This is a genomic window from Gemmata sp. (assembly GCF_051859125.1).
GTDB lineage: Bacteria > Planctomycetota > Planctomycetia > Gemmatales > Gemmataceae > Gemmata.
In genome coordinates, this window is record NZ_JBHYGG010000200.1 from 1 (window position 1) to 3741 (window position 3741).

Consider the following 3741-nt stretch of genomic DNA (forward strand, 5'->3'; position numbering starts at 1 on the left):
GCTCGGCGCTCGGGCTCGGACCAATACACCACGGTTCCGGTTCAATCGGACTCGGCATGATCCGGTTCCGAGAGTCCCCGGTGTTGTAGCCCCGTAGGGGCGACCGACGGTAGCCAGGGGTGCGGCCCGTTACGGGCAAACCCCTGGTCCCTACGCGAACCATGTACACCAGACGCCCTCTGTCGCCCCTCCGGGGCTGCGATCTCCGTTGGCCTCGGGGCCAGGGGTGCGGTGCCGGCTCTGCGGCACAAACCCCTGGCGGCCTTCCGAGCACACCCCTGGTTCCATGCACTACGAGCTAACCCTCATGCGCGTTCTCCCTTCCCTCCTCGCCCTGCTCGCATTCGCCTCCCCTGCCCTCGCCGACCTGCCGTCGCCGCGGTTCGATCGCCTCACCCCGCTCGGGGCGGCCGCCGGGTCGGAGGTCGAGGTCGAGGTCGGGGGCGGCGACATCGAGGGGGCCACGCGGCTCGTCTTCGACCACCCCGGTATCACCGCAACGCACGTCAAGGATCGGAAGTTCAAGGTGACCGTTGCGGCCGACGTGCCGCCGGGCACCTACGACGCCCGCGTCGTCGGCAAGTACGGCGTCACCAACCCGCGGCTGTTCGCGGTGTCGAAGGGGCTCACCGAGGTCGCCGACGCGCTGCCCAAGGACCCGAGTGCGGCGCAGTTGGTGCCGGTGAACTGCGTCGTCAACGGTTCCTCGAAGCAGGGCCGCGAGGACGTGTTCCGGTTCGTCGCCAAGAAGGGCCAGCGCGTCGTGGTCGAGTGCTTCGCGCAGCGGCTCGACTCGCAACTCGACGCCAACCTCACGCTCACCGACGCCGAGGGCCGCCAACTCGCGTCCAGCGGCGACTACGCCGGCAAGGACCCTCTGGTGGAGTTCGTCGCCCCGAAGGACGGCGACTACCTCGTGCAGTTGAACGACCTGTCGTTCCGCGGCGGGCACCCGTACCGCCTCGTTATCACCGACCAACCGCAGGTCGAGAACGTGCTCCCGCGGGCGGTTCAGGCCGGCAAGAAGGCCGACCTCACCGTCTTCGGCCGCAACCTCGGCAGCGGCGCGAAGCCGTCGCAGTGGGTCGTCACCGACGTGCCGCTCGACGCCCTCACCGAGAGCGTCAGCGTGCCGGACGACGTCCTGAAGCGCGGCGGCTACCGGTTCACCGACCACCCCACGGGCCACAGCGTCCTGCCCACCGCGGCGACCGCCACGCTCACCGGGTTCCAGCACCGCGGCGTGCCGCTGCTCGTGACTGACACCGCGGTGTCACTGGAGCAGGAGCCGAACGACGACCCGCTCAAGCCGCAGAAGATCGAGCTCCCCGCGGTCGTGTCGGGGCGGTTCGACAAGGAGCGCGACGCCGACTGGTACGAGTTCGAGGTGCCCGAGAACGGCGCGTACAGCTTCGACGTGTACTGCGAGCGGATCGCCGGCCGGGCCGACCCGTACCTCGTCGTGCTCGACGAGAAGGACGCCCGCGTCGGCGAACTCGACGACTCCGGCATCCGCTCGAACGCCTTCGACGCGCTGATCCGCGACGCGAGCGGGTCGATCAACCTGAACGCGAAGAAGAAGTACCGGGTGCTGGTGCAGGACCGGTACCGCCGCGGCGGGGCGCGCTACCAGTACGTCCTGAGCATCCGCAAGCCGGTGCCCGACGTGTTCCCCGCGGTCATCCACCACCAGACCCCCGGCCCCGGCGGCACCACCGTTCGCAGGGGCGGTTCGGTGCCGCTCGACGTGTACGTCCACAACACCGGCGGGTTCAACGGGCCGGTCACGATCACCGCCGAGGGGCTCCCGAAGGGGCTCCGCGTCGCGCCGGCGGTCATCAACAACGACACCAAGGGGGTCGTGGTCCTGACCGCCGACAAGGACGCCCCGGAGTACGTCGGGCCGATCAAGCTCGTGGCGACCGCCAAGCGCGGCGACGAGACCGTCGTCCGCGAGGTCCGATCGTACACCCGCGTGTGGAACAGTACCGACCTCAACTCCAGCCGCCCGACGCGCGAGTTGGTGGTCGCCATCGCGGACGAGTTGGCCCCGTTCGCGCTCACACCGGCGGTCGAGAAGATCGAGATCGAAGCCGGCAAGAAGGGCGAGGTTGTGGTGAAGTGCGAGCGGCTGTGGCCCGAGTTCAAGGGGGCCGTCACGCTGATCCCACTGTCGTTCCCGAACCCCATCAAGATGGGCACCGCGAACGTCGCCGAGGGCAAGACCGAGGCGACCGTGACGCTCGACGTCCAGGCGAACGCCCGGCCCGGCGAGTACTCGGTCGTCATCGAAGGTCAGGGGCAGGTGCCGGTCGCCAAGGACGGGAAAGACGGGAAGGCCGGTGCGAAGGCGAACACGCTCGTGCCGCTCCCGGCGCGGCCGGTGACGGTCGTTGTGCTCCCCGCGCCCAAGAAGTGAGCCGCGGGATTATGTCCCTCTCCCCTTGCGGGAGAGGGTGGCCGCGCTTCGCGGCCGGGTGAGGGGTACGGCCTCAACAGCTCCGAAGGGTTCACCCCTCACCCGCTCACCCGCTCACCCGCTCGCAGAGCCTCGCTGCCCTCTCCCGCAGAGGGGGAGGGCGAAACGCCGATTCGGGTCACTTCTCCCAGAAGATCGCCGTTTCGAGGGCGGTGTCGAACCACGTCGGCTCCGGGGCGATGGTCACGCCGGCCTGCACGACCTCTTTCCACGTGGCCGGGTCGGGCGGGAGCTTCTTGCCCGTGAGGTGAACGAGCCCCTGGTGGGTGCGGCCGATCATCGCCGTGTCCTTCTTCTGGGCCTCGGCCGCGAGCACCTCGGTGAGCGCGGCGACCGCCTCGGGCTGCCGGCACTTGCCGAGCCCGCGGACCGCCGCGAGCCGCACGTCGCGGTCCTCGCTCCCCTCCTTGGCGACGTCCGTGCCGGCCCCGCCGGCGATGGTCGCCAGGAACCGGGCCGCCTCGGGCCGGTTCGTCCTCCCGAGCCCCTCGGCCGCCCGGCACCGGATCGCCGACACCCACTCGGGCGGGTACCCGGTCGGGCCGCGGCGCAGGTCGAACTGGTCGGTCGGGGCCTTGCGCCCGCCCGGCGCGCCGAGCCCCGCCGCCACCACGTCGGGCGACTTGAGGGGGTCCGGCTCGTCGGCCCGGCGGCCGTGCGCGTTCTGGTACGCGGTCATCAACGCGTTCATCGCGCGGACGTCTTCGAACCGGGCGAGGGCGCCGACGGCCTCGAGCCGCAGCACCGGGCTCGGGTCGGCGGTCGCCGCGCGTTCGAGGACGCCGACGATCGCGTCCTGGGTGTCCTGGGTGCCGCCGTTGTGGACCGGCTCCTTGAGGCGGCGCATCGCGGCGGCCCGCTCGTCCGGGTCGCGGACCGGGTCCGCGAGGAGGACCGCGACCGGGTCCTCGGGCACGATCATGTGCTTCATCGTCGGGCCGGGGTGCTCCCGGAACCGCCGGCTGGTGACGGTGTCCCACGTCCCGGCGCACCCGAGTTGTGCGGCCGCTGCAACGGCCAGCCACGCAAGTAGCATCGGTCGGACCACGCGCCGCCCTCCGGGCACACGCGCGCCGCGCCCAATCACGGGCCGCGCGCGAAACTTCGAATCCATTCGGGGGTGCGGCCATACCACCGGGTGCGGCCGGGATCAACGCGACTTTCTGGGGGCGGCGGCTGGGAAGCTGGGCTACTGAGCGCGGGAGTCATACCGAATCCGGGTGATGTGTTCCTGTAGCCGGCCTCTGTGAGGCCGGTGCCTG

2 protein-coding genes are annotated in these 3741 nt (G+C 71.0%); one reads left to right on the forward strand and one right to left on the reverse strand.

Annotation, left to right across the window (positions count from 1 at the left end; all coding sequences use genetic code 11):
- The first annotated feature begins 307 nt into the window (after positions 1–307).
- Positions 308–2419: a PPC domain-containing protein gene (locus tag ACTIGN_RS16965; protein ID WP_439625930.1), complete on the forward strand. Its 2112-nt coding sequence runs from the start codon at positions 308–310 to the stop codon at positions 2417–2419.
- 178 nt (positions 2420–2597) lie between these two features.
- Here ACTIGN_RS16965 and ACTIGN_RS16970 read toward each other — a convergent pair whose 3' ends face one another.
- On the reverse strand, positions 2598–3527 hold the full coding sequence (locus ACTIGN_RS16970) for a HEAT repeat domain-containing protein (protein ID WP_439625932.1): 930 nt from the start codon (positions 3525–3527) through the stop codon (positions 2598–2600).
- Positions 3528–3741 lie beyond the last annotated feature (214 nt).